A 25,024-nucleotide genomic window follows, 5' to 3' on the forward strand; every position below is an offset into this window, starting at 1 on the left:
AGGGCGTGGCCAGTATATGACTGCCACCTGCCGTCGAACCCCGGCTCCGCACACCGAAAATCTCCCACCTGCTCGCGAGGAGAATCCATTGATGAAGGAGCTTCGGCCGACCCTGTCCGGGGAACGCCGTGTCCGGTCCATTTCGAATCCGTTCGACCAGTTCGCACAGACGGCGGCGCGACACAGCGACCGCCCAGCAGTCATCGCCGGTGATCTGGTCATCACCTACTCCCACCTGGTGGCTCGCGTCACCGCGATTCGTGAGCAGCTGGTGGGAGCCGGGATTCCACCCGGCACCGCGATCGTGGTCCAGCTGCCGCGGGGTGCCGACGCGATCGCCGCGAACCTGGCAATCCTGGCTCATGACTGCCACTTCGTGCCGGTGGCCGAGGAAGAACCGATCTCGCGGGTCGAGCACGTACTGGTCGGCAGTGATGCCGCCGGACGAATCCACTACGACAGTCGCCGGCGGCTCGCGGTCACGCGCACCATTCACGCCGGGGAGGTGACGCGGCCGGGCGTCGCCTACATCATGCACACGTCGGGGAGCACCGGCCTGCCCAAGGGCACGGTCGTCCCGGTGGCCGCACTGGCCAGCCTGCTCGACTGGTACGGCGACGAGCTGGACGCGGGTACGGACCTCCGGCTCGCCCATCTCTCACGCCCGTCCTTCGACTTCTCCATCCCCGAGGTGTTCCTCCCGCTGCTCCACGGCGGGGCCATCGTCGTCCCCGAACGGCCGATAGCGACCAGCCTGCTGTCCGTGGTGGAACACCTGATCGAGATGGAGGTCACAGCACTTCAGCTCGTCCCCACAGTCTTGCGCGGGCTCACGAGCCTTCTTCAGTCACTTCCCGCGCTGGCCGAAGGACTCAGCGGCCTCCGGGCCGTCATCTGCAACGGGGAAAGCCTGCCGGACCCACTCCGACGAGACGTCACCAGGACCCTGCCCCACACCCAGCTGATCAACTCCTACGGTCCCACCGAGGCATGTGTGGCGGTCACGTGGCACACATGCTCACGCACGCAGTCCCCTCTGCCGAATCTCATCGGTGGCCCCTCCCCCAACGTCGACCTCTACGTCCTGGACGAGGGGCTCCGACCGGTCGAGCAGGGCGAGCTTGGGGAGCTCTTCATTGGTGGGGTCCAGGTGGCTCAGGGGTACTTGGGGTCGGGAGACACCGACCGCGCATTCGTCAGGCTGCTTGGGCGGCCTGACTCCCCCGAGACCGACCATGTGTACCGCACCGGTGACTTGGTCCGAGTCACCGAAGATGGAGTCCTTGAGTTCGTCGGCCGCGGCGATCGCCAGGTCCAGCTGAGGGGAGTCCGCATCGAACTGGGCGAGATCGAGTCGGCGGTCGGCGAGACACACCTCTGCCACGACGTGCGTGTGGTGCCTCTCGGTGACTCCGAGCCGGGCACCGCACAGACGCTCGCCTGCTTCGTCACACCCGACACGGTCGACGTCGGCTCACTCCGGGAACAGCTGGAGGTGCGGCTACCTGCTGACCGGTGGCCCAGTGACTTCCATGCCGTCGGGTTCTTCCCGGCAACGGCGAACGGAAAGACCGACGACCTCGCGCTCATCCGAATCGCCGACCGGACACAACCGGCCACGACGGACCGCAGCGGCAGCAACTCGGACTCGCAGCGATTGAGCGACAGAGCGGAGTCACGTCCCGAGCGCGCGCTGCAAGAGGCCGTGCTGGCAGTCGCCGGGCGGCTTCCGCACCCGGAGGAGACGCTTCGATCGTCGATCGAGGACTCGCTGGTGGCCATCGAGCTGCAAGTGGCGATCGCGGAGCGTGGATACAGCCTCCCGGACGACTCCGTGAGAAGCGGTGACCTCACCATCGCGTCGGCAGCCCGGCGGCTGGAGCCTCTCCAGGTCGTCGCATGCACCGGCGACGACCAAGCTCAGCGGTCCGACCTGGAGTCGTTCCGACGCCAGCTCTCGCTACTCCTCGACGAAGCCCAGTCGGATGGGTGCGAGGTCGTGGTCCTGCAGAGCTCCCTTCCTGACTTCAAGACGACGAACATCCACGAGGTCGTGGCGACGTTGCTCGCTGAGGTGGACAGGCGACGCGCGGAACTGACCGTGGCGCTGCCCGCATACACCCTGTCCTTCGCCACACGTCTGGCATCCGACCTCCAGCACGACCGCTCGGAATCGGGTGCACTGGCGCAACACGCGATCAAGGCCCTGGGGGCTTACCGCACCCGGCATCCGATGTACTCGTTCGCTCTGGTCGGCCCTCGGGCGCCGGAGTTGGCTGCCGTTGACTGGTGGACCCGCGGGCCGTTCGGGGACGACTCGATCTTCGGCTGGTTCTCGCATGTGAATGCACACCACGTGCTGCTGGCTACTCGCGCGCTGGCCCACATCCATCGCTGTGAGTACGTCGCGGGTGCGCCGTACATGTCGTTCACTGACCTGGAAGGCACCCTGACCGACTCCAGCGGGACACGAGACATCACGACCTCGATCTACACGCGGGACCTGCCGGGAACAGAGCACCACCAGGTAGCGGGCGCGGACGTGGACCTGATCTTCGACGTTGCGCGCTCCGCGATCCGCACTCGCACGCTCGGCCTGTGTGACGCATCGACCGTCGACTCGCGAACGATCGAGGAGGCGGTCGAGCGGGCCCTACAGCGGGACCCGTATGCGCTGATAGGACCGAGCGTGCGCGAGCGCGCACAGAGGTTGTCGTTGCTGCAAGACACGAGACCGAAGGAGGTCGAGCTGCGTTGACTATTTCTCGAGGTGAGCTGAGATACGGAGAGTCGTACGTTGTCGTCGACGCCGGAGTGGGCGACGCGGCTGCGGGCAACGCCGCCGCAGTAGTGGAGCTCGACGAGTTCCCGCCGAGCGCAGACCTGTTGCGCCTGGCCCAGGAACTGGACGCCCCGACCACAGCGTTCATCACCGAGCTGCCGGACAGCGACCCAGATGCGCGTGCATACGCCATCCGGTGGTTCAACCGGCGAAGTGAGTCCAGGATCTGCGGGCACGCCACGCTCGCCGCCACCGAGTGGGTGACCACAAGTACCCGCAGTCCTCTCGTCGAGTGGCACTCCGGCATCGGCGTGCTGAAGGCCGGTCGGCTCGCGAACAGGGTGCAGGTCGAGTTTCCCCAGACGGAACTGCAGCCGCTGGACGACGACTCCGTACAGCGGATCCGTGCCCTGGCCGGTCGCGATCCCGCAGAATGCTTCGTCGCAGGCGACGACCACATGGCGATCTTCGACTCGCCGGCTGACGTGCTCAAGTTCAGTCCCGACTCCCGACAGGTCGAGGCCCTCGGGTGCAGGGGCCTCATCATCTCCGCGCCGTGCACGGGGGAGGACGCCCCGCCCGAGAGACGCGACCGCTTCGACATCGTGTCTCGCTTCTTCGCTCCGAGCATGGCGCTGCCCGAGGACGAGGTGTGTGTCTCCGCGCACTGCGCGCTTTACCCCTACTGGTCCCAGCGGCTGCAGCAGAAGGTCCTCCGAGCCTGGCAGGCCTCGCCCAGAGGTGGTGTCCTCGAGCTGGCCGGATCCCACGAGGGGACATTGACTATCACAGCGTCGTGCGTGCGCGTGGACCAGCCGGCAAACACTCCCGCCGAGACTTCTCACGCCCCCTAGATCCCGAGCCACGCAACGTCCATGCATCTTCTGAAGAAGGGAGTCGGGCCGCGATGACACCCGAACCGGTCGCCGACGAAGTGGATCAGGAAGTGGCAGACGCGCTCACAATCCTGGTGATAGGCGCCTACGACGACCTGCTGACCGATCTCCTCGTAGGTTCTCCTTCGACGAATGTCCTTCTCCTCGAGGAGCACGACCGCGTCGACCGAGTGGCCGACCGCTGGGCGGACCACCCACGCGTGGAGATACGCGTCGGCGACTACAGGCACAGCACGCAAGCAGTCGACGTAGGCGTTGCCTGGCACGCTGATCGACCCTTCCAGGCTGCTCTCGCTGGCCGGGAGTACGCCGTGAGACCAGTCCAGAGCGTCGCTTCGGCTCTCGGGCTCAAGGGGCCGGGGGACAAGGCTGCGCGGCTGTGCACGGACAAGCTGGCGTTTCGCCGGGCGGTGGCCGGGCTGGAGATCACGCAGGGCAGGTTCGCAGCGGCGCGTTCGCCTGAAGACGTCCGTCGGTTCATCGGGAGATCGCCAGTCATCTTGAAGCCTGCGAGACAGCACGCGTCAATCGGCGTCGTGCGAATCGACTCTCCCGACGACGTGGATCGCGCCTGGCGCGTCGCGATGCAGTCCCGTTCGCACGAAGGCCTCGCGCCCGGTCACGGATGGGACTACATCGTCGAAGACCTGGTTGCGGGCCGGATCGAGGTGTCCCTCGAATCGTTGGTTCGTGGAGGTAGAGCCACCTTCACCAGCGCGACACACAAGCTCATGCCGCCCAATGGCGGTTTCGTGCCCGCCGGTCACGTGGTCCCGGCACAGCTCGGCGAGCACGATCGCCGGCGACTCCACGAGGCTGAGAGCGCCATGCTGAGCTCCATCGGGTTCGAGGACGGGCTCACCCACTCGGAGTGGATCCTCACCGACGGGGGGCTGCACCTGGTCGAGTGCGCCGCGCGATACCCGGGAGGCGAGATCTCGCGATTGATCGCCATGACAACCGGCGTCAACGTCGGCGACTCCCTGGCCCGCGTCTGTGCCGGCCGGACCATGCGGGCTCCTGAACCGACGGGGGAGGTGTGCGCGGCTGTGTTCGATGCGGGAGGGCAGTCCTCCGACGGCCGGGGGTCACTCGACCGGAACCGCCCGACCATCGTCTCGGCCGACTCCTACGAGGCTCTGCGCCAAAGGATCGAGGACACGGGTACACGGTCGACAGGAGCAGGAAGTGCTGGGCTGGTGAAGACCTCACATGCCTAGTGGCGCGGCGCCCCCCCATGACAGTCCCGGAGCGGACGTGGATTTCCGGACGGCCGCAGATCACTCAACGAGCGCGCGCGGCATGCGCAGGCTCAATGTCTTCCTGGTGGGCTACTTCCTGTCGGCGGTCGGTTCGGGACTCACATTTCCCTACATCGCGATCTACATGGACCAGGTGCGCGGCTTCGGCGGCGCTGGTGCCGCCGTCGCTCTGGTCGTCATGGCCGTAGCGAGCTTGGTAGGCAGCCTGGCTGCCGCCGCACGGCTGGACCGAAGTGGAGTTCGAGCGGTTGCGTTCGCCGGACTGCTTGCTCAGGCGGTCGGCTACAGCGCCATCGGACTGGCGGGCCTCGCCAGCGCGGCGTACGCGGCCTGCGCCCTCACCGGCTTCGGTGGCGGACTCTTCTTCGCCTCGCTGGCACCCGCAATCAGCGCGCTCTGCGGACCCGAGCTCCATCGGACTGCCTTCGCGCGGCGCTACCAGGTGAACAACCTCGGAATCGGAGTCGGCGCCCTGTGCGGGATCGCCCTGATCACGCAGCTGGACGTGGCGACATTCCAGCTGCTCTACCTCCTGAACGGCACGTCCTACCTGGTGCTCGGAGTCGTTCTGCTCGCAGTCCTTCCTGGATGGTCTCCCGTTCCGCACTCGGAGCCGGGAATGACCGACCCGGGCAGCGAGCGCGCCAAGTTTCGCGACCTGCTGCACGATCGGAATCTTCGGCTCCTGCTCATGGTGCAAGCCCTCCTCGTCGCGGCTGGCTTCTCCCAGATGCAGTCAGTCGTGCCTCTCTATATCACCGAGGGGATGCAGGGATCTCCGACGCTCGTCAACACGATCCTCGTCCTGAACTGTGCAGGCATCGTGATCTTCCAACCGCTCATCGTGATACTCGGGCGCACGTGGTCCACCGCCTCGCTGCTCGCAGCCGTCGGCGTCGTGTGGGCTGTTGCGTTCTGCCTCGGGATCGGCGGGTCCTTCGGAGGTGCCGCAGGCCAGGTGGCCATCATCGCCTTCTGCCTCACCTTCACGATCGGCGAGTGCTTCTACGGGCCGAGCTTCCAGACCCTGCTCATGGAGGTTGCACCCCCAGATCGCGTGGGGCAGTACAGCGGAGCCGCTTCGTCGCTGTGGGGCGTGATGAACTTCAGCGCCCCACCGCTCGGCGTCCTGCTGGTCAACTCACCGTGGCCGGTGTCGTTGTGGGTCGTCTGTGCCATCTGCAGCGCGATGGCGGGCGTGCTCTGTTGGAAACTACGTCGAAGTGTCATGAATGAATAGTCTTGCCGGCCTGCCGTAGTAAGCAGGTCAGAAAGGGTGCTCGCCATGCCGTTCAGCAGCGTCGAAAGCATTCACGAGATCAGCGCCGAGAAGTGGGCCGGGCTCGAGGGTGGAGAGCTCTACAAGAGCCACCGGTGGCTCACTGCCAACGAGTCGACACTTGCCGGCGACACCGTCATCACCATGGAATCGACAGGCGCCGGGATCGAGTCCGCCGTCGTTTGGCAGAAGACTCGATTCGACGACCCCTCGCCCTACTACAACATTGCTGCCTTGCTCAGTCGCTTCGAGAGCCTGCCTGCCGGCCTGGAGGGGCAGTGGACTCTCAACTGTGTCGGGGTCGGCCCGGCGAGCCCGGTCTTGACTCGTTCGGGCGACCCGCTGTCCACGGAGACGTTCACGAGACACCTTCGGACAGCCGTCGAGAGCGAGAACGTCCCACCGTCGATCTGTGGGGTCGACTTCGTACGCCGCGACGGCCTCGGTCTGGCCGAGCCGGACGAGTTGCACGACCTCGGCTGGACAAGGGTCGTGGCGTATGAGGAGTCGAACCTGGTCCTTTCCGGAGGCGGGTTCGACGACTACCTCGCTTCGATCCCCTCCAAGGGTCGTCGGTACATGATTCGTCGTGACAGGAGGGATTTCGTCGAGACCGGGCAGGAAGTCGTGGTCTCGACAGGGCCCGGCGCCTACGGGGACGACCTAGTCACCCTCCAGGGCCTCAACAAGGAGAAGTACGGCCAGCCTTTCGACGCCGACGTCGTCAGTCAGAGGTTCCAGTGTCTGCTGTCCGCCTTCGGCGACGACGCAGTCGTCGTCCGAAGCCTTCGCGGCGAGCATTGCACCGGCTTCGCCATGTTCTTCAGGATGGACGAGAAGCTTCATTCCCTGTGTGCCGGGTTCGAGGACACCGACGACCCAGTCACGCCCTACTTCGAATGCCTCTTCTACGCGCCCATCGAGTGGTGCTACCCATCGGGCATCTCCAGGATCGACTACGGAATCGGATCGACGCAGGCGAAGTCGTTAAGAGGATGCGACGTGACGGGAGTGGGCACGTGGCACGTCTACGGCGACGCACTGCACGGTCTCCTGTCCTGAGGTGCGAGCCTGTCTGTCCACGCCGTCGAGCGACGTAGGCTGCGACGAGTGCCCCGAGACGTTCCGTTGATCACGCAATACGCGTCCGCGTCACTCATGTCCGCGATCAGCTACGGCGGCCGTTCCCGCGTGGACGACCCGCGGTGGCCGGAGTCGGGTGCGCCTGACCTGGACGCGTACGCCACCTGGTCCGTGCGGTGGTGCGGGATGGCGTGCCTGCGGATGGTGCTACTGGCCCGCGACGGCCACGCTCCTACCCTCTACGACCTGACCATGGGCGGCCTGCGCTACGGGGCGTATTCCAACGAGCCCGGCCAGCCTCAGGGGCTCATCTACGGCCCGTTCGCGGACTACGCCGGAGCGGTGCACTCGCTGGAGGTCGAGGTCGTGCCCCACCTGGAGCCCGCTCGCCTCGTGAGCGAGGTGGGCAGCGGACACATGGTCATTGCGTCGGTGCACCCGGAGATCCGTCGTCCCCACCGACCTCCCCCCGGCAAGGGCGGTCACCTCGTCCTGGTCACGAGCTACACCCCGGCACGTCAGACGATCGGCTTCATGGACCCCGCAGGCCACACGGCCCGTGCGGCCCGTGCCTCACTCGTGTTGCCCGTCTTCGAGACCTTCTTCGCGAACCGCGGCGTTGTCCTTCGCGGCGTGTGAGACCCACCCGCCATCAACACGGAGCGGCGCCGCTCACGCGTGCTGGACGCAGATCCCTGGTCATCTCGGACCCAGGACCTCAGCAGTCCGTGGACCCGCGCTCGCAGCACCAGAACCGCGAAGTCGCCTGGGGACGCCTGGCCGAGCAGCTCGACGGGCGAGCAGCAAGGCGGGATCACGACGAGCTGAACACCATCCGACAGGACGCCCACGCCGAGTTCCGCACCTGGACGTGGTGCGGATGGCGCGACGAGGTGAAGACTCCGACCGGAGTCAAGGCCTCGATGCGCAAGGTTCTAGCCGGTCGACTCGGCCTGGTGATCTGAGCCGTGGGGAGCGAGCTCGGGCTCGCCGCCCACGGGCAGGACATGACCATCACCGCCGATTGGAAGACCCAGGTGTACGCGGCGATCCAGGTGGCGGCGGGTCCGCCGGCCGGCCAGATCAACGACCTGGACGAGGACCGCCAAGCAGGAGAGGGCCGCTCCTGCCGCGAATGCGGTGACGTCGGTCCAGCGATCCTGATCTCACCTGGCTCCGAGAGCGACGATCGCGGCCGTTGGACCTACCACCAGGCGGTCTACATCGGCACGCTGAGCGACCTGCTCGACGCGATCGCTGACGGCTCGCTGCGCCTGGAGTGGGTTCGCCGGACGCTATGAGCGGATCTGTGCTGCCCGGGGAGAAACGACCGGGGCGCCGCACACGGAGAGGGCACCAGACCACGACCAGAGGAGCCACCCGTCATGGCCCGCAAGACCACCTTCGCCTCGAAGGCCGACTCGTTCACCGACAAGCTCGTCGACGACGTACGCGCCGCCGTGGAGATCTCCATCTCCCGCGGACTTGTCCTGCCGGCGCTTCTGCGAGGCGTCGAGGTCAAGCGCTACCGCGGCGCTGACGGCTCGCTGCACGCAAGCATCCTCGTCGACCAGTTCGAGTGGTCGGAGGTCGAGATGCCCCTTGATGGCGGCCGACCCCCACTGACCGACACCAGCACCGGCCGCTACTGGTACTCGCCGTCGGCCAGGAGCGGGGAGCAGGATGAAGAGCTCGAGCAGATCCTGCGAGACGAGATCGCTGACGTACTGCTTTCGCTCGCCACGGTGAACCTCCGCAAGGTGGTGGTCGAAGCCGTCGCGGCCCTGTGATCCGAGGCAACATGCGCCGGGTGCTGTTCACTGTTCTCCGACGCCCCGTCCGGCTGAGCTATCGGTCCCCGCGATGCGCTTCGGGTGCGCTGTGGTGGTTGTTGGCCGCGAGGACGGGAGTCACGAAGGTTGCGGCCATCGACTCGTCCGGGTCTTGCTCGCACAGGTCGTCGAGCTCGTCGAGGATCTGTGCACTGGTGATCCGTTCGCGGCGGTACTCCCACGCGTCGACGAACTCGGACCCGGAGGCGGCGTACTTCTCCTGGCGGCCGTTGATGCAGATCAGGTAGCCGTCCGGGTGCTCGACGTGCGCCTCGTAGAGGACGTCGTACTTCTCGGCGTCGTCCCAGTCCTCCTCGTCGAGGAGCGGGTCGGGTCCGGTGCGGGTCGTGACGATGACGGGCCAGCCGGTTCGCTCGCTGAGCAGGCGTGCCAGCGCGAGTGACTGGGCACCGGAGCAGTAGACGGACTCGGAGCCGCCGTCGATGACCCCCGGGGTGACCAAGTAGCCCACTCCGTCACCGTCGGGGATCTCGACCGGCGGAGGTGTGAATAGGTCGACACCGCTGGCCTCGGACTTGGGTTGAGTGCCGAACTGACCGTTGTCCCGGCGGGCGGCTTCACGTGCGCCCGTGGCCCCGGCGGTGGTCGCGTGGACAGGGTTCGACATGGAGGCTCCTGGTGTGGCCGGCTCAGGCCGGGGTGGGCTCGGACGGGTCGGGCGTCGTAGGAAGCAGCTCGATGCCGGTGAAGATGCTGAGCAGGGACGACTCATGGGCGACCAGGTGCGTGCGGACGGCACGGGCGACCATCCGGCTCGACGCCGGGGCGGAACGTCGGGAGGCTGCGTCGATCTCGTCCCACAGCGAGGTGGATCGGCGGTCGCCGGGCCGATGGCGCGGGTCGGTGAGCACCTCGACCTCGTGCCAGGGATGTAGCGCAGCATCCGGCTGGCGGTGACGCGCATCTGCTCGTCCGCGATGGTGCTGGGCACGGTGCCGAGCATGTCGTTGAAGTAGGTCTCCAGCGGCGTGGGACCGGGCTCGGCCGGCTGGCTGGCTGTTGCGGACAGCGTAGAGCGGCCAGGAAATTCGAGGATCGTTGCGGTCATACCCAAGAGGTGTGCGGCGTGCTGGCGGAAGGTACCCATCGAGCTCTGTCCAATGGGGTGGCTTGGAGAGCCTCAGGCCGCCCTGCCCCGAACGGCCCGGGCCCTCTTCGTCGGGATACGACGCGACGGGCGGACCGGCGTGACCTTTGCTGGTGCCGCGCTGGCCTTGCGGGTTGGCCTCTTGCGGGCGCTGCTCTTGCGCACGGTCCGAGTCGTGGTGGACTTCGGCTTGGCCGGCATCGGCACGAACACCTTGCCGGGCCCTGGCCGAGGGGCGGCGGTGCGCCAGTTCATCGACTCCGAGAGCGATGCCATGAGGGCGAACTCGGCTAGGTAGGCCGCGGCGATCACGGGGTCGTGGATCTCGAGCGCGTTCTCGAAGGAATCGTTGGCGTTGCCGGAGAAGTTGAACGAGCCGGTCCACGCTGCAAGAGGCACGAGCACCTCGACGGCACCTGTCTTCTCGATGCGGCAGCGGACGATGAACTTGTGGTGCATGAGCGGGGCGAACCTCGACTGCGCGCGGGAGTAGCCGATGCAGGAGATGGGGGCGAGGACCAGGTCGTTGGGGACCGGCTTACCTCGGAAGGTCTTGGTGGCGAGCGGTGGAGGGAACGCTGAGGCGGCCAGCCCGCCGGTGAGCCCGGCGTAGCGGCCGGCGAGGGTCTGCCCACGGGTGTCGGTCTTCTTCCACCAGTTCTCCTTCTGCACCACCAGCGCGACCGGCCGGGTCGCCAGGGCGTCGAGGATGCGACCGGAGGTGATCCAGGCGACGCAGCCCACGATCACCTCGGAGCCGGCGATGAAGTCGAGCAGCGGCCCGTGGAGCTCGCCGAAGTGGGCCGTGCACACGCCATGCGGTGTCGCGGTCGGCCGCAGTCGGGGTCCTGGGTGCAGCGCGTGCAGGGACTGGGTCGTCACGCGGAAAGTCCCCCGAGCGCCGGCGTGCCCAGCGGGCCAGGGAGAGCGACCGGGTCGAGAAGCCGACGGGTGACGCGGGCGCACGTGAAGGCCAGGGCGTTGGGATTGACGTCACCGCCCAGGAACCGGACTCCGCGGAGCCAGGCAGCGAGGGCAACGGTCCCTCCGCCCACGAACGGGTCGACCACCAGGTCCGGTTCGGCACCAGGCCGATCTGCGGACTCGCCCGGGCGCGTGAAGGCTTCGACGAGCCGAGCCGCGAACCGGATTGGTAGCGAGTTGGGGTACCTCACCTGTCCCGGCTGCGCGTCCGCGCGGCCGACGTCCCCGGTCGGCCACAGGTCCAACGGGTAGTCGCGCCCGGAGCGGGCCTTTGGCAGATCGCTGGGAGGGTTGAAGACGCGCGCGGATGAGTACAGCATTCCGGCCGCCATGACGGTCACCCGCCAGTGGGAGTGCGCGAAGCGCCGCTTGGTGTAGAGCGGGAAGACACGTCCCACCGCGAGCGAGTTGACGTAGGTCAGGCCGACGTCCTCCGCCGCGATCTGCACCCAGGCCGCCTGCTGGGGTCCGGTGATCACGACCAGGTGTCCACCGGGCCGCAATGCGGAGGCCGCGGCGGCCACCCAGCTGCTCGTGAAGTCGCGGTACTCGGTGGTGGGGACGTCGGCGTATCCGGCTACCACGCGGGCGTGGTCTCGCCCGTAGACACGTTGACCGGTGTCGTGGCGAGCACCGCTGCCGACGCCGAGTCCGTACGGCGGGTCGGTGAGGATGAGGTCCGCTGGCTCATCCATCGAGTCGAGGAGCTCGACCGCCGAAGCGAGCCGCAGCTCGAAGCGGTCCGACCGGCCGCCGGCAACCAGGGCGACACGGCGCGCACGCCCCGGGGTGCCCTCGACGACCCACACGCCTGCCTCGACCCGGCGGGCCCGGCCCTGGCGACGCAGCGTCTGCAACGCTCCGCGCAGACGTCGCTTCCAGCGTGTGTCGTTGACGCATGTATCACCTCGTCGCCGTCGTCACGGATCGTCAGGTCGGAACCGGCCAGGGCCTCGTACAGCTCGGACAGAGTGAAGGTCCCCGACTGCCGCGACAACCACGCCGACTCGGTCTCCTCGTCCCCGCGTGCGGCTGTGTCGGACGCGATGGGTGAGATGGTCACCATTCGTCTCCGTCGGGTGCGGCCGGGGAGGTCTTCGCGCCGGCGACCACCGCGGCCCGTGCTGCGTTGGCCTTCTCGAAGCCGCGCAGCCGCTGGCCGTCCTCGCCGTACAGGTGGGAGAGGTCGTCGCCCATCTCGCGTGCAACCTCGGCGGCCGGACGACCCGAGGGTGCCCGTTCGACGTCGCCGAGGCGCTCGGCGTCGCGACTGCTGTACGACCCGCCGTCGTCCTCCAGGGACGGGGTGAGGCGGGCGATCTCGGAGGCGGTGGGGGAGGGGCGGCTGGTGCGTGCCAGACCCATCCCGCTCAGTGCTCGGGCGAGGTCGTCGGTGGAGGCGTAGAAGGACTTGAACACCGCCGGGGTCTTGCCCTCGAGCTCGGCCACGCCAACTCCCCGGGCGGCCCGCTGGTCGCGTCGTACGTTGTCGGGGACCTTGGGTACGCTGGTGGGGTCGGACAGCGCGAGCTTGCGGTTGCCGTCGGTCGGGTTGGACCCGAGGAGGAACTTGTTGGCGAGGTTCATCCGCAGTGCGGTCGGGATGCCGGTGTTGACGGAGCTGACCTGGCTGGAGAGCACCATGCGGATGCCGACGAAGCGCATCTCGGCGGCGATCTTCTTCAGGTAGCCGAGCAGCGTCTGGCGCAGCAGGTTGGCCTCCATGGCCTCCATCACCAGTGGGTGGTCCTTGCTGATGCCCTTGGGTACGTCGTCAAGCTGGATGAGGCCGGTGACCTCGTCGATGAGAAGCAGGATCGGCTTGAACTGCTCGGCCGGCGGCAGCTCGGTCCACTTAGTGACGCCCTGCTGGGCCAGGTACTTCGCCCGGCGCTCGCCTTCCTTGTAGGTGAGGGTGACCGATGCGACCGCGGCCTGGAGCGAGTCGCAACCCCATCCGCCGTCGCGGCAGTACTCCTTGACCCAGAAGAAGTCGACGGCCTTGTGAGGGAGGTCGATGATCGAGAGCTCGCACCCGCCGGCCAGCGCGCCGGTGATGAGGGCGTTGAGGGTGACGCTCTTGCCGGAGCCGGACGTGCCGGAGATCTGGGTGTGCGGGGCGGCCTCGAAGTCGAGCCACAGGATGTCGTTCTTCTCCTGGCCGGGTGCGCCGAGCTTCTCGCCCAGGGCGACCTTGTCGCGGGGTGCCTTCTTCACCGAGGAGACCGGGTAGGCGATCGTCCCGGGGAAGGTCGGCGGGTCGGATGGGGTGATGCGCCCGGTGAGCCTCTGGGCGTTGACCGTGACGTACCAGCCCTCGTGGCCGACGACGGTGGTCGCGACCTCCTCCAGCTTCGCGTCGTGTTTGGACCCGACGTACGTCCGGGGAAGCTCGAGGATGAACCCGCCGTCGGCCGCGGCCTTTACCTGGACCTCCCAGGGCTTGACCGACAGGGCGACCGCGACCGCGCCGCGGCACCGGGCCTCATCGTCGGTGAGCTTGGTCAGGGTGGCCTTGCCGAGGAACGGCTCGAAGCGCGTCATGAAGTAGCCGACGTACTGGTTCATCAACTTCGCCTCGGTCTTGTCGCCGTCGGCCGGCTTCGTCCCGCGGGCCAGCCGGACCTCGAAGGAGTCGGACTTCTTAACCTGGGTGACCTCGGTGATCGCGACCTGGCGCGAGGCGGACGCGGTGCCGGCGACGGGGTCGATCGAGTCGATCTCGAAGCCCTCGCCGTGGGCCTCAGCGATGAGCGTCAGCAACTTCTTCTGGTGCTTGGCCGGCTCGAACCCTGGGGGCAGGGTGATGCTGACTCGCTCGATGCTGGAGGCGGTCACGGCGGGTGCTTCTCCTCGTCTCCGCGACACCCCTTGATCGGGTCCGGTGGGCGGTCAGATGGGCTGGTGGGCTCACCTGGAAACATGCGCAGATGCGATGCCGTCGGAGCGTCGCAACGGCCCTGTTGGCGAGTCCGCGAGGCTGACCGGATCCCGAATGTCGACGAGGACGCAGATTTGAACGTGCACCGAATATGCATCGAAAACCCCAGCGCAAGCCCGCAAAGCAGGTCAAAGAGAGGCAAGCCGTGAACCGGGTTCGCAGGAGTTCTTGCAGGTCAGGGCAACAGTCAGCAAAGCAACGCAAAACGCCCCGGTCATCGCCGAGGGTCAAGGGGTCGCAGGTTCAAATCCTGTCAGCCCGACCGAAGAAGCGGCAGGTCAGAGGCCGTTTTCCGTTCAGGGAGGCGGCCTCTCGCCTTGTCAGGCCACGCTTGCACACCTATTTCGCACACCATTTTGAAGCGCTCGACGGGTCGTGGTCTCGTGAGCGAGGACGTGACGAGCGAAGTCCGGTCGCGACCAGGGAAGAGCTCCCGCGTCCGTCCGGGGGCCCTCGACTAGCGGCCAGACCTGCCAGTTCGGCGATGAGTCCAACCGGCTCCGAGAATGTCCCTGCCGCTCTCCTAGTCATCGACGACAGTTTCGCGGAGAGTGCGAGCCTCCAGCCCGGTACCACACCACTTGGCGCAGAGATCCAGGATTCAATCCCGGCTACCACGCCGACAGACACCAGAACGACGGCGCGTTTCCCTCTCCCCGACTATCGTGGCGATGTGCCGACGGTCCCCGCTGTATCGCCAGCTTCGCTGATGCGGATCGAGGTCGTGCACCTGAGGTCGTTTCGCGGCATCGACGACTGCGTCGTGACTCTTCGCCCAAGACTCACGCTTCTCGTCGGAAGGAACAACTCTGGGAAGTCGAGAATCTTGCGCGCCATTGCTCTCGCTTGCGGCGGGGTGAGCGCCGAGCGCGACGACTTCACTCTGGGTTCCGAGGAAGAGCCAACGGTCGATCTCATCCTGGCACCAGCAGACTCCGCCGATTCCTTTGACGACCGAGTACGAGAAATCTTCGGGACCCACCTGCAGCTGGTATCAGCGAGCGGGGACGAGCGGGTCGCCTGGCGGACATCAATCACGCGCTCGGCTGAGGGGTGGGGTGCTCGAGCGACGAGCCGATTCTTGATGTACGACGCAGGAGTCGACGAATGGAAACCGGCGACTGGTGCATCGGAGGTATCGCGAAGGCAGCGCGGCGTGCTTGCCGCGGACATCGCAGGCACCGGTCGCGACTTAGCCGGTGAGCTCAGCCGTCCCGGAACGTCGATCCGGCGTGTGCTCGACGATTTGGAGGTCCCGGAGGCTGCCCGCGGAACTCTTGAGGCCGATCTTCAGGCGTTAGGCGGACGCATCGTTGATGAAAGTTCGGCCCTAGTGGTCCGCGTGGGAAATAGTCATCGGGTTGATGAAGTGAAATCATGGGCGCATGGCGAATCGACCTGCTCCGGCCCTGGTGCTGCGTGATGGTGACCGGGACAAGCTCGAGCGACTGACTCGCTCCTCGACGGTCTCGGTTGGTGCGGCTCAACGGGCTCGGATCGTGTTGCTGGCAGCCGACGGGGTGCCGAACGACCAGATCTGCGAGCTCGTCGGGTGCGGCCGTCAGAAGGTGCTGCAGTGGCGGGGCCGCTACCAGGGCAAGGGCATGGCCGGGCTCCTCGACCGGCAGCGTCCGGGCCGTCCGCGCACGATCGACCATCGCAAAATCGTGGCCGAGACACTGAAGCCCCCGCCGAAGAAGCTCGGCGTGACGCACTGGTCCACGCGGCTGTTGGCGGCTCGGTTGAAGGTCAGCGCCTACACCGTCGCGGAGGCTTGGCGTTCCTACGGGGTCAAGCCGTGGCGCTCGGAGTCGTTCCGGTTCTCCACCGATCCCGAACTCGAGGCCAAGGTCATCGACATCGTCGGGCTGTACCTGAACCCGCCAGAGAACGCGATCGTGCTGTGCGTGGACGAGAAGTCCCAGATCCAGGCACTGGACCGCACCATGCCGGTCCTTCCGATGCAACCCGGGCTCGTCGAACGCCGCTCTCACGACTACGTCCGCCACGGCACCACGACCCTGTTCGCCGCGCTCGACATCGCCACCGGCCAGGTCACCGCAGCACTCAAGCCCCGGCACCGCCACCAGGAGTTCCTGGCGTTCCTCAAGCAGGTCGAACGGGCCTACCGCCACGTCCTCGACGAAGCCGGCGCGCCAGTCGAGCTGCATCTGGTGATGGACAACTACGCCGCCCACAAACACGCCAACGTGAAGAACTGGCTCATCGAGAACCCGCGCTTCAAGATCCACTTCACCCCGACCCACGCCTCCTGGATGAACCTCGTCGAGGTCTGGTTCTCCCTCATCGAACGCCAAGCCATCCGCCGCGGCGTGTTCACCTCGGTCAAGGACCTCAACACCAAGATCCGCACCTACATCGACTGCTGGAACGAACGCTCCCACCCCTTCGTCTGGACCAGGACCGCCGACGAGATCCTCACCAAAGCCAACCGGATGAAGACTTCAAATCCGGACCACTAGCCCCGGTCTTTCATGGAGGTAGTCGGACGGCTGCGCGTCGAGGTTGACGACGTGTGCGTTGCCTGGGCTGGTTCCGGGGTTGACCTGTAGGCCGACTGTCGCTGTCGGGTGCGGTTCTCCGGGTCCTCGGGTTGTGGGTGGGCGGGGATGTTCAGGCTGGTGGTGGGATCGCTGCGATGTTGGCGAATGTCGCGACGATCGCTGCCGCCCAGGGCCAGGTGTCGGGGATCCGGAGTTGTCGCCGGCGCCCGGTGTGGACCAGGCGTGCTGGTGCGTGCAGGAGTCGGTAGCGCAACGCTTTCGGCTCACAGCCGGCGAGCACAGCAGCCTCGCCGGTGAAGGCCAGAAGTCTGGTCCAGGCGGTGAGGTCGGCAGCGATCATGGTCGCTGTCAGCCAGGCCTGGTTGATCGCGAACTCACGTGAGGGGAATCTGCCCAGGCCGGTGTCCTTGGCGATCCGGATCCGGTCCTCGACGCGGGCGTGAGCACGGTGACGGGCTTCGAGGAACGCCAGCTGTCCGGTGGTGGTGTTGGTCGCGATCACTTGGTAGCGCCACCCGTCGGCTTCTTCGAACAGCGACAGCTGCGCACCGGGGTGGGGTCGTTCGCGGCGCACGATGAGCCGCATCCCGGGCGGCCATGCCGTCAGGTCAAGGAGGTCGGTGAGCTCGGCGACGTCACCACCTTCGCGGACCCCACCATCAGCATCGGACGCGGGTGTCCACACGTGCTTGGGGACGACCTTGATGGCTTCGCGGATCTTCTCGGTGACTGCGTAGCCGACGCTGTACTCCAAGCGACGTCCCCGCACGCGGCCTTGTTCGGTGAGCCAGGCCAGGAGCTTGTGGGAGGCACCCGCGCCATCGCTGCGGATCAGCAGGTTCTTGCGTTGTGCGGCGGGGACCTGGGCGATTGCCGCGGTGAGGACTTCGATGTGATCGGTCGCGGTGTTCGACCCCGCCTTCCCGGTCCGCAACGTGGCGGCGAGGAACTCGCCTGTGTTGTCGCACCACACCCCGATCGGGTGGTACCCGAACGTCCGCTTGAACGTCGCCGATGCCAACTCTTTCTCGGAGTGGGTGATCACGACCGTGGCATCGACATCGAGCACGACCACCTCACCGAGGTCGGTGCCGGCGACCTTCGAGGCAGGGAACCCTTCGGGTGAGGCGTTCATGAGTGCCCAGACGTGGCGCCGTGTCCTGGCTCTGGCCACGGCGATTTTCTTGACCTGCCCGGGGCTGATCTCATCCAAAGCCCGCCAGACCGTGGCCTGCGAGGCCACCGCACCGAGCACGGGTTCCTGGTGGCGCAGGACCTCGATGTCAGCGATCGCTTCACCGCCGTCGGCGATCATCACCGCGACATCGACCAGGACCCGGCCGCGGTCATGGGCAGGGGTGAACGAACGTCGTGCCAGGGCCTTCGAGAGCTGTCCAGTCAGCCCGGTCCGATCACCTACGAGACGCAGCCCGACGCTTCCCGCGTGGGCCACCACGCCGACACCGCCCCCAGTTACTGACAGACCCCTCGACCACGAACTACGCTTCACCTGCAGAGTGCCTTCCAGTTGGAGAACTTGTTCCGTCGCAAGACCAAGTTTCCCCTGCTGGGCAGGCACTTCTGTGTTTCTACGCGCCGATCAAGCCGCCGACCCGTGAATGATCCGGGCTAGGTGCCGTGCGCGACAGACTCGGCGTGTTAGCGGACGCCGTCAACGGGATCGGGATTCCGCATGTGAGTGCACTGCCGGGCCGTCTTGAGGAACTCGTTCGACTGATCGAAATTGCCCTCGACACCGGTGGTGGTGCGATGCCCATGCGCCTGCACGGCGCGGGCGCTCGCAGCCTGGCGTCGCTCCAGGTTCAGAGTGTTCTGTACGAGCGGAGGCTTGGACGGGACGGGTCGGATTTCCCAATCCACCCCGTGACAATGATTGAAGAGCCCGAGGCGCACCTCCACCCTCAGGCCTGCTTCGACCTCGCCGAACTGTTATTGGCGGTGCCGGGCCAGGTGGTCGTGAGCACCCACTCATCGCACCTTGTGACTGTCGCTGAGATCGGCTCGCTCCGACTTGTTCGAAGCAACGCCGATGGATGTCAGGTTCACGACATGACACCCTCCGATACCGAGGCGACAAAGCCGCCAGCCCTCCGGCTGGATGTCGCTCAGGCGGAATGGGAGAAGATCAAACGCTACGTAGAACGGCCCTTCGGAGAGCTCCTGTTCGCCAGTGCGCTCGTCATTGGCGACGGAGCATCTGAACGAGGATTCCTTCCCCACATACTGAAAGGGGCGCTAGCCCGGATCATTCACGGGTCGGCGGCTTGATCGGCGCGTAGAAACACAGAAGTGCCTGCCCAGCAGGGGAAACTTGGTCTTGCGACGGAACAAGTTCTCCAACTGGAAGGCACTCTGCAGGTGAAGCGTAGTTCGTGGTCGAGGGGTCTGTCAGTAACTGGGGGCGGTGTCGGCGTGGTGGCCCACGCGGGAAGCGTCGGGCTGCGTCTCGTAGGTGATCGGACCGGGCTGACTGGACAGCTCTCGAAGGCCCTGGCACGACGTTCGTTCACCCCTGCCCATGACCGCGGCCGGGTCCTGGTCGATGTCGCGGTGATGATCGCCGACGGCGGTGAAGCGATCGCTGACATCGAGGTCCTGCGCCACCAGGAACCCGTGCTCGGTGCGGTGGCCTCGCAGGCCACGGTCTGGCGGGCTTTGGATGAGATCAGCCCCGGGCAGGTCAAGAAAATCGCCGTGGCCAGAGCCAGGACACGGCGCCACGTCTGGGCACTCATGAACGCCTCACCCGAAGGGTTCCCTGCCTCGAAGGTCGCCGGCACCGACCTCGGTGAGGTGGTCGTGCTCGATGTCGATGCCACGGTCGTGATCACCCACTCCGAGAAAGAGTTGGCATCGGCGACGTTCAAGCGGACGTTCGGGTACCACCCGATCGGGGTGTGGTGCGACAACACAGGCGAGTTCCTCGCCGCCACGTTGCGGACCGGGAAGGCGGGGTCGAACACCGCGACCGATCACATCGAAGTCCTCACCGCGGCAATCGCCCAGGTCCCCGCCGCACAACGCAAGAACCTGCTGATCCGCAGCGATGGCGCGGGTGCCTCCCACAAGCTCCTGGCCTGGCTCACCGAACAAGGCCGCGTGCGGGGACGTCGCTTGGAGTACAGCGTCGGCTACGCAGTCACCGAGAAGATCCGCGAAGCCATCAAGGTCGTCCCCAAGCACGTGTGGACACCCGCGTCCGATGCTGATGGTGGGGTCCGCGAAGGTGGTGACGTCGCCGAGCTCACCGACCTCCTTGACCTGACGGCATGGCCGCCCGGGATGCGGCTCATCGTGCGCCGCGAACGACCCCACCCCGGTGCGCAGCTGTCGCTGTTCGAAGAAGCCGACGGGTGGCGCTACCAAGTGATCGCGACCAACACCACCACCGGACAGCTGGCGTTCCTCGAAGCCCGTCACCGTGCTCACGCCCGCGTCGAGGACCGGATCCGGATCGCCAAGGACACCGGCCTGGGCAGATTCCCCTCACGTGAGTTCGCGATCAACCAGGCCTGGCTGACAGCGACCATGATCGCTGCCGACCTCACCGCCTGGACCAGACTTCTGGCCTTCACCGGCGAGGCTGCTGTGCTCGCCGGCTGTGAGCCGAAAGCGTTGCGCTACCGACTCCTGCACGCACCAGCACGCCTGGTCCACACCGGGCGCCGGCGACAACTCCGGATCCCCGACACCTGGCCCTGGGCGGCAGCGATCGTCGCGACATTCGCCAACATCGCAGCGATCCCACCACCAGCCTGAACATCCCCGCCCACCCACAACCCGAGGACCCGGAGAACCGCACCCGACAGCGACAGTCGGCCTACAGGTCAACCCCGGAACCAGCCCAGGCAACGCACACGTCGTCAACCTCGACGCGCAGCCGTCCGACTACCTCCATGAAAGACCGGGGCTAGGGTCGCGTGCTGCTGAAATCTGCGTGGTCGATCCGGGTGGGATGACGCAATGCGGCCCACTGATCAAGTACGCCGAGGCGGCCGGCATCACCTGTGTGGTCTTCCTAGACTGCGACGACCAAGGCCGCGAGGATGAAAAGAAGATCCGCAGTTCGGCGATCCGCGTCTGGGCAACCGGTGATCCGGTAAAGGAGGGCGCGCTCGAAGAGGTGCTCGTCGATCATGACGACGACTGGGTCGTTGCGCGCTGCTCAGAGCATTTGCCGTCGTAGAGGGGTCAGCGCTTGAACGACTGAAACAGTTGAAAGGAACCTACGGCTCACCGCTGGGTAGAGCGTTCGTCGAAGCCTTCCCAGATCAGACTGCATGGCCCGTAGGCCTGCAGGATCTCGTCAAGGCGCTGACACCGTCGCGCGCTGACGCAGATGACGAAGGTGGCGAAGGTGGCGAAGGTGCCTGACGGTGCAGACGTCAACCTCAGCGACGAGCAACGCGCCGCGCGAGACTGCGACGACCAATACGTCGTTGTCTTGGCCAGCGCCGGAAGCGGCAAGACCGAGGTGGTAGCCCAGCGGGTGGAGCGGATCTTGACCGGCGGCACCGGGTTCCGAGTCATCGCACTGTCGTACACGCGCAGGGCGGCCGCTGAGTTACGCGATCGATTCGCATCGAGACTCGACGAGGAACATCGGCGCGTCGAGACCGACACGCTCCACGGATTCGCTCAGGGCCTGCTCCTGCAGTACGGCACTTGGATAGACCTCCCGGCAGAACCGATCATCGTGGTCGACGACGCCGACCGCGTCGAGCTGCTCCAGGAGTGGCGGTCGTCGATGGGAATGCCCCTCCTGGACGACCCGAAAGAACAGTTGGCGCGATTGGACCTCGCGAGGGCCAGAGGGGAGGACGACCCAATCGCGGAGGACTGGGATACTGCGCTAACCGAGGCTGGCGCACTGGACTATGAAGCGATGCTCGCTCGAGCGAAGGAGTTACTAGACGTCCCAGCGGTGGCCAGGTTGGTCGCTCGCGTGTTCCGCCACGTGATCGTGGATGAGGCCCAGAACCTCACGGCATCGCAGTACGAATTCCTTAAGCAACTATTCCTCGCAGGACGCGACGTGTCACACGTGATGCTGGTGGGTGACGATAAACAGTCGATCGTAGGCTTCGCGGGCGCTAGTCCCCAATACTTGCATGAGTTCGAGCGCGACTTTAGCGCAACGGTCTTCCGGCTAACCCAGAACTTTCGGTCGGCAGCTGACATCGTCACTCTCGGCGACCGGATCGCGGCTGCGCTCGGTGACCCACCGTCTACGTCGGAGAATTATGCCGCCCGGGGCAGCGTGGGGAGGATGAACTACACAGATGAGCGAGCCGAGGCTATTGGCATCTCCGAGTGGGTGAGTCACCTACTGGCCGACGGTCTCCCTTCCGCGGCGCTCGCCCCTGGCGAGGACCCTACGATTCGAGCCGAAGACATCGCCGTGCTCGGACGGACAGCCTCGAGCCTTCGAGCTTCCCAGGCTGCTCTAGAAAGCGCCGGCCATACCGTCGCGGTAGCCACCCACGCGGACGACTGGCTAGGTTCTGACGTCGCCCGGTCCGCGTGGCTCTTGGCCACTTTCAGGCCAGATTCCGCCGTGTCGCGTCGCCGGATTCAGCGCGAGTTGTCAGTAGATGCGGGCAGTAGAGACTCAGCCCGCGACTCACTGTCGGGATCTCACGCTGAGGAGTTGCGTGAGTTCGCCGCTCCACTCAGCCCACAAGAGTTTGTAATCCAGATCGAGACACTCGACGTCCATGATGATGAGTTCTGGGCGAGGGACCAGGCAGAGATCTTGTCCGTCTGGAAGAACTTCTGCGATCGCGCTCCACAGACCGACCGATCCTGGCCTCAGTTCGAACTGTTCGTCGCCAGGTGGCAGCGCGGAGATGGCCAAGGTGTTGGTGTTCGGCTGCACACAGTTCATAAGGCGCAAGGGCGCGAGTACAAGGCCGTCGCGGTGATCGGCCTGAATGACGGACAGTTCCCGGACTTCAGGGCCCGGACCGCGAAGGACCTCGAGGCTGAGTTGCGGGCGTTCTACGTAGCTGTCACACGGCCCAGTCGTGCGCTGCTACTCACGAGACCGGAAAGGATTCAAACCCGAAACGGGCCGTGGGCGCGTCCAGCATCACGCTTTCTTGAGTATGTCGGCTAGTGGCGCGGATTTGAAGTTGTTGGACGGTTGGCCTTCTTGAGGATTTCCTCGGCGGTCTTTGTCCACACGAAGGGGTGGGAGCGGTCGTTCCAGCCGTCGATGAAGGTGCGGATCTTGGTGTTGAGGTCTTTGACGGACTTGAACACTCCGCGGCGGATGGCTTGTCGCTCGACGATGCCGAACCAGACCTCGACCAGGTTCATCCAGGAGGCGTGGGTCGGGGTGAAGTGGACCTTGAACCGCGGGTTCTTCTCGAGCCACGCGCGGACGTTCGTGTGTTTGTGTGCGGCGTAGTTGTCCATCACCAGGTGCAGCTCGACGGGCTCGCCGTCGCTGTCGAGGACGTGTCGGTAGGCCCGTTCGATCTGCTTGAGGAACGCCAGGAACTCCTGATGTCGGTGCCGTTGCTTGAGGGCGGCGGTGACTTGCCCGGTGGCGATGTCGAGGGCGGCGAAAAGGGTCGAGGTACCGTGTCGGTAGTAGTCGTGGGATCGGCGCTCGATCCGCCCCTCCTGCATGGGCAGGATCGGGACGGTGCGGTCCAGCGCCTGGATCTGGGACTTCTCATCCACGCACAGCACGATCGCGTTCTGTGGTGGCGCGAGGTAGAGACCGCAGATGTCGGTGACCTTCCCGGCCAGCTCGGGGTCGGTGGAGAACCGGAACGATTCGGCCTTCCACGGCTTGACCCCGTAGGCCCGCCACGCGCGGGCGACCGAGGTGTTGCTGATCTTCAGACGCTCGGCAAGCAGTCGCGAGGACCAGTGCGTGACACCCAGCTTCTTCGGCGGCGGCTTCAAGGTCTCGGCCACGATCGCACGATGGTCCAGCGTCCGCGGACGACCAGACCGCGGCTGATCAGCCAGACCAACCAACCCCTTGGCCTGGTACCGCTGCCGCCACAACAACACCGTGGTCACCGTCGCGTCGACCAGCTCCGCGATCCGGGTGTTGGCCACCCCGTCGTCCGCGAGCAACACGATCCGGGCACGCTTCGCAGCAGACGCCGTCACTGTCGATGCCCGGGTCCAACGTTCGAGCTCTTCGCGATCGCCAGCACGCAGAACAAGGGCCGGAGCAGGACGATTCGCCATACCCCCATGATTTCAGACCACAACCATCTAGACAGTTACGACACGAACCACTAGTGATCTCCGACCTCAACGATGGAAGAGCTCCATCCACAACTGGCCCGGGTGGATAGGGTCAGTCCTCGCCGAGTCGTGAGGCGGGCGGAGTGGCGGTGACTGATCGCCGCCAGTTGCGCAGTCGCCCCGAGGCGGCATACTTCAACACCGGCATTTCGCCGCGCACGGCGAGGTCTTACCTCCCACGCTGGCCTTCATGGACACCGCGCTGGCTGTCGCGATTGTGGGCGTTGGAGGCACGCTCGCCGGAGTTGCCCTGACTCTGGTGGGGCACGGCCTTGCGGAGTCTCGGCGCTATGAGAGGGACGAGTCCGCCCGTTTTCATTCCGATCGACGCGCGGTCTACGCACGGTTCCTAGCGCATCTAAGCGTTCGGCGTAAGCATGCCAGCGACCTGAGCACCTACTGGGACACGCCGTATTTCCCGGCCGTTCGCGATGCTGGCCCGGACGAGGGCGAATGGCTCCGAGAAGCTCAAGAGATCATGGCCGAAATCCATCTCCTTGGTGACACACACGTCATTCGGGCAGCGACGAGCCTGCTGATGACAGCAATGGCAGCGCCGTTGATCATGTTCGCTCCATCCGCTCCACAACCGAGTCGCGAACAGGTCAGGGAGCGCGCCGCGAGCGGAGAGAAGATCTTCAAAGATGCTTACGGGCCGTGCCTGGACGCCATGCGAGCCAGCCTCAACATGCCGGAGGCTGGCGGGCTCCACGTCGTGTGACCTTCGGGGTCGGTGGCCGGTTGGTCGTGGTTCACCCCGGGCACGTCCAGCCGGCGATCCGCGATCACGGACCTGCGTCACATCGGCCGCCATAGACGCGGGTGGGCAGCGGGCGAGGGCCCGGAGCGCAGAGGGCAGCCCGCCTGCTTAGCCTCGATCCACCGATGGGCAGGGGCTGAGCGTCCGCGGTCGCTGAGGCGGGGTCTTCGAGTGTGTGGGCGTGGCCGACCGTCTGGCCTCGCTGCCAGGTTGTTCCGGGTTGGTCGTTGTGCCGGTGTCGGCTGGGGGTGGTCTGGTCGTCGGTGCCGGTGCCGGTGT

Annotated in this window: 23 protein-coding genes; 16 read left to right on the forward strand and 7 right to left on the reverse strand. The window is 66.2% G+C overall.

Annotated features, from left to right (window positions below; translation table 11 throughout):
* The first annotated feature begins 91 nt into the window (after positions 1 to 91).
* The 9 genes from H4Q84_RS01155 (at position 92) to H4Q84_RS01195 (ending at position 9,092) form a co-directional block, all read left to right on the forward strand.
* Positions 92 to 2,758: an AMP-binding protein gene (locus H4Q84_RS01155; RefSeq protein WP_248581593.1), complete on the forward strand. Its 2,667-nt coding sequence runs from the start codon at positions 92 to 94 to the stop codon at positions 2,756 to 2,758.
* Complete coding sequence (locus H4Q84_RS01160) at positions 2,755 to 3,636, forward strand: PhzF family phenazine biosynthesis protein (protein WP_248581594.1); 882 nt, start codon at positions 2,755 to 2,757, stop codon at positions 3,634 to 3,636. Before H4Q84_RS01155 ends, H4Q84_RS01160 begins: the two co-directional genes overlap by 4 nt.
* Before the next feature lie 53 nt (positions 3,637 to 3,689).
* Entirely contained in the window at positions 3,690 to 4,898 is a 1,209-nt protein-coding gene (locus H4Q84_RS01165) for an ATP-grasp domain-containing protein (RefSeq protein ID WP_248581595.1), read from the forward strand.
* An 82-nt stretch (positions 4,899 to 4,980) separates the two neighbouring features.
* Positions 4,981 to 6,180, forward strand: a complete 1,200-nt coding sequence (locus tag H4Q84_RS01170; protein WP_248581596.1) for an MFS transporter — start codon at positions 4,981 to 4,983, stop codon at positions 6,178 to 6,180.
* Between the two features lie 45 nt (positions 6,181 to 6,225).
* Positions 6,226 to 7,281, forward strand: coding sequence for a GNAT family N-acetyltransferase (locus H4Q84_RS01175; RefSeq protein ID WP_248581597.1), 1,056 nt, complete (start codon positions 6,226 to 6,228; stop codon positions 7,279 to 7,281).
* Positions 7,282 to 7,377: 96 nt separating this feature from the next.
* The gene (locus H4Q84_RS01180) at positions 7,378 to 7,941 is read left to right on the forward strand and encodes a C39 family peptidase (RefSeq protein WP_248581598.1); all 564 of its coding nucleotides are present in this window, start codon (positions 7,378 to 7,380) and stop codon (positions 7,939 to 7,941) included.
* 89 nt (positions 7,942 to 8,030) lie between these two features.
* A complete protein-coding gene (locus tag H4Q84_RS01185; protein WP_248581599.1) occupies positions 8,031 to 8,267 on the forward strand; it encodes a peptide chain release factor-like protein in 237 nt (78 codons plus the stop codon).
* A 3-nt stretch (positions 8,268 to 8,270) separates the two neighbouring features.
* Entirely contained in the window at positions 8,271 to 8,603 is a 333-nt protein-coding gene (locus H4Q84_RS01190; protein ID WP_248581600.1) for a hypothetical protein, read from the forward strand.
* A gap of 84 nt (positions 8,604 to 8,687) precedes the next feature.
* On the forward strand, positions 8,688 to 9,092 hold the full coding sequence (locus H4Q84_RS01195) for a hypothetical protein (RefSeq protein ID WP_248581601.1): 405 nt from the start codon (positions 8,688 to 8,690) through the stop codon (positions 9,090 to 9,092).
* Positions 9,093 to 9,150: 58 nt separating this feature from the next.
* Here H4Q84_RS01195 and H4Q84_RS01200 read toward each other — a convergent pair whose 3' ends face one another.
* From H4Q84_RS01200 to H4Q84_RS01220, 5 genes are all read right to left on the reverse strand, one after another.
* A complete protein-coding gene (locus tag H4Q84_RS01200; RefSeq protein WP_248581602.1) occupies positions 9,151 to 9,762 on the reverse strand; it encodes a hypothetical protein in 612 nt (203 codons plus the stop codon).
* Between the two features lie 22 nt (positions 9,763 to 9,784).
* Positions 9,785 to 10,006, reverse strand: a complete 222-nt coding sequence (locus H4Q84_RS01205; protein ID WP_248581603.1) for a hypothetical protein — start codon at positions 10,004 to 10,006, stop codon at positions 9,785 to 9,787.
* Positions 10,007 to 10,275: 269 nt separating this feature from the next.
* Entirely contained in the window at positions 10,276 to 11,124 is an 849-nt protein-coding gene (locus H4Q84_RS01210; RefSeq protein WP_248581604.1) for a hypothetical protein, read from the reverse strand.
* Complete coding sequence (locus H4Q84_RS01215; protein ID WP_248581605.1) at positions 11,121 to 12,083, reverse strand: DNA methyltransferase; 963 nt, start codon at positions 12,081 to 12,083, stop codon at positions 11,121 to 11,123. The genes H4Q84_RS01210 and H4Q84_RS01215 overlap by 4 nt, the downstream gene beginning before the upstream one ends.
* Positions 12,084 to 12,285: 202 nt before the next feature.
* Complete coding sequence (locus H4Q84_RS01220) at positions 12,286 to 14,064, reverse strand: FtsK/SpoIIIE domain-containing protein (protein WP_248581606.1); 1,779 nt, start codon at positions 14,062 to 14,064, stop codon at positions 12,286 to 12,288.
* Positions 14,065 to 14,876: 812 nt separating this feature from the next.
* On the opposite strand from H4Q84_RS01220, the gene H4Q84_RS01225 reads away from it, so the two are divergent.
* Complete coding sequence (locus H4Q84_RS01225; RefSeq protein ID WP_248581607.1) at positions 14,877 to 15,590, forward strand: AAA family ATPase; 714 nt, start codon at positions 14,877 to 14,879, stop codon at positions 15,588 to 15,590.
* Positions 15,553 to 16,650 (forward strand): IS630 family transposase, encoded by a 1,098-nt coding sequence (locus H4Q84_RS01230; RefSeq protein WP_248581608.1) that lies wholly within the window; start codon positions 15,553 to 15,555, stop codon positions 16,648 to 16,650. The genes H4Q84_RS01225 and H4Q84_RS01230 overlap by 38 nt, the downstream gene beginning before the upstream one ends.
* Before the next feature lie 151 nt (positions 16,651 to 16,801).
* On the opposite strand, the gene H4Q84_RS01235 is transcribed toward H4Q84_RS01230, so the two are convergent.
* A complete protein-coding gene (locus tag H4Q84_RS01235) occupies positions 16,802 to 18,220 on the reverse strand; it encodes an IS1380 family transposase (protein WP_248583584.1) in 1,419 nt (472 codons plus the stop codon).
* Positions 18,221 to 18,330: 110 nt separating this feature from the next.
* Here H4Q84_RS01235 and H4Q84_RS01240 point away from each other — a divergent pair, with 110 nt between their 5' ends.
* The 4 genes from H4Q84_RS01240 to H4Q84_RS01255 all read left to right on the forward strand — a co-directional run bounded on the left by H4Q84_RS01240 (position 18,331) and on the right by H4Q84_RS01255 (position 22,831).
* Complete coding sequence (locus H4Q84_RS01240; protein WP_248581609.1) at positions 18,331 to 18,981, forward strand: AAA family ATPase; 651 nt, start codon at positions 18,331 to 18,333, stop codon at positions 18,979 to 18,981.
* A gap of 72 nt (positions 18,982 to 19,053) precedes the next feature.
* Positions 19,054 to 20,472 carry an IS1380 family transposase gene (locus tag H4Q84_RS01245; protein ID WP_248583584.1) on the forward strand — a complete coding sequence of 473 codons (1,419 nt, stop codon included), beginning with the start codon at positions 19,054 to 19,056 and terminating at the stop codon, positions 20,470 to 20,472.
* Positions 20,473 to 20,650: 178 nt separating this feature from the next.
* Positions 20,651 to 20,899 carry a hypothetical protein gene (locus H4Q84_RS01250; protein WP_248581610.1) on the forward strand — a complete coding sequence of 83 codons (249 nt, stop codon included), beginning with the start codon at positions 20,651 to 20,653 and terminating at the stop codon, positions 20,897 to 20,899.
* Between the two features lie 153 nt (positions 20,900 to 21,052).
* Positions 21,053 to 22,831 carry an ATP-dependent helicase gene (locus H4Q84_RS01255; protein WP_248581611.1) on the forward strand — a complete coding sequence of 593 codons (1,779 nt, stop codon included), beginning with the start codon at positions 21,053 to 21,055 and terminating at the stop codon, positions 22,829 to 22,831.
* On the opposite strand, the gene H4Q84_RS01260 is transcribed toward H4Q84_RS01255, so the two are convergent.
* Positions 22,828 to 23,925, reverse strand: a complete 1,098-nt coding sequence (locus H4Q84_RS01260; protein ID WP_248579407.1) for an IS630 family transposase — start codon at positions 23,923 to 23,925, stop codon at positions 22,828 to 22,830. The two genes, H4Q84_RS01255 and H4Q84_RS01260, sit on opposite strands and share 4 nt — an antisense overlap.
* Before the next feature lie 250 nt (positions 23,926 to 24,175).
* On the opposite strand from H4Q84_RS01260, the gene H4Q84_RS01265 reads away from it, so the two are divergent.
* Entirely contained in the window at positions 24,176 to 24,706 is a 531-nt protein-coding gene (locus H4Q84_RS01265; protein ID WP_248581612.1) for a hypothetical protein, read from the forward strand.
* Positions 24,707 to 25,024: the final 318 nt, after the last annotated feature.

This window comes from Nocardioides sp. InS609-2 (assembly GCF_023208195.1).
Lineage (GTDB): Bacteria > Actinomycetota > Actinomycetes > Propionibacteriales > Nocardioidaceae > Nocardioides.